Source organism: Nonomuraea montanisoli (genome assembly GCF_013363975.1).
Lineage (GTDB): Bacteria > Actinomycetota > Actinomycetes > Streptosporangiales > Streptosporangiaceae > Nonomuraea > Nonomuraea montanisoli.
The window spans coordinates 1-1,022 of the sequence record NZ_JABWGN010000045.1 but is presented as its reverse complement, the minus strand read 5'-3'; the positions used below and the strand labels follow the sequence as shown (position 1 = coordinate 1,022).

The window sequence follows — 1,022 nt, the reverse complement described above, 5'->3', positions numbered from 1 at the left end:
CTAGGGCCTGTCTCGAAGTGTTGATCAACGGCGTGTCGTAGCCGGATAAGCAAAGAGGTCTCCGGTAAAGGGTTCAACGACCAAGAAGAACCTGTACCCGGAGACCTCGTGGCCACCTTAGCGGTGACGCGGCGGTTCGACCTCACCGATGCGCAGTGGGCGCGGCTGGAACCGCTGCTGCCTGCGGGCAAAAGACCAGGTCGACCGTCGCGATGGAGCAAGCGCCAGTTGATCGACGGGATCCGCTGGCGGGTACGAGTAGGCGCGCCCTGGCGGGACGTACCGCAGTGCTACGGCTCCTGGCAGGCGGTCTACAGCCTGTTCCGCCGCTGGCAACGGGCCGGCGTCTGGCAGCAGATTCTCACCTGGTTACAGGCTGCGGCTGATGCCCGAGGCCTGGTCGGCTGGCAGATCGGGGTGGACTCCACGATCTGCCGAGCGCACCAGCATGCGGCCGGAGCCTCCCGGCGCGGCGAGCTCCAGGCCGAGTCACCCGGTGGGGTACGACCCGAGCCTGCCGATCACGCCCTCGGGCGGTCCCGAGGCGGCTTGTCGACCAAGCTCCACCTGGCGTGCGACCAGGGCCAGCGGCTGCTGGCCCTGGTGCTCACCGGCGGGCAACGCGGTGACGCGCCACAGTTCCCTACGGTCATGGCCGCGATCCGGGTGCCCCGGCTCGGGCCCGGCCGCCCGCGCACTCGACCCGAGACCGTCCGCGCCGATAAGGCCTACTCCTCGCGCGCGATCCGGCAGCACCTACGCTCTCGCAGGATCCGATGCACCATCCCAGAGCCTGCTGACCGGATCATCGCCCGGCAGCGACGAGGCACCCGCGGCGGCCGCCCTCCAGCTTTCGATCCAGTCGACTACCGCGCCCGCTCAGCCGTCGAGTGCGGCATCAACCGGCTCAAACGGCACCGCGGCATCGCTACCCGGTTCGACAAACTCGCCGTCCGTTACGAAGCCACCATCCACATCGCTGCCATCAACGACTGGCTCGTCATTCTTTGAGACACGTCCTA

At 68.1% G+C, this 1,022-nt stretch carries 1 protein-coding gene; it reads left to right on the top strand.

All coding sequences use genetic code 11. The annotated features are described in order from the left end of the window. Window positions 1-123: 123 nt before the first annotated feature. Window positions 124-1,011, top strand: a complete 888-nt coding sequence (locus HTZ77_RS44890) for an IS5 family transposase (RefSeq protein ID WP_328809137.1) — start codon at window positions 124-126, stop codon at window positions 1,009-1,011. Window positions 1,012-1,022: the final 11 nt, after the last annotated feature.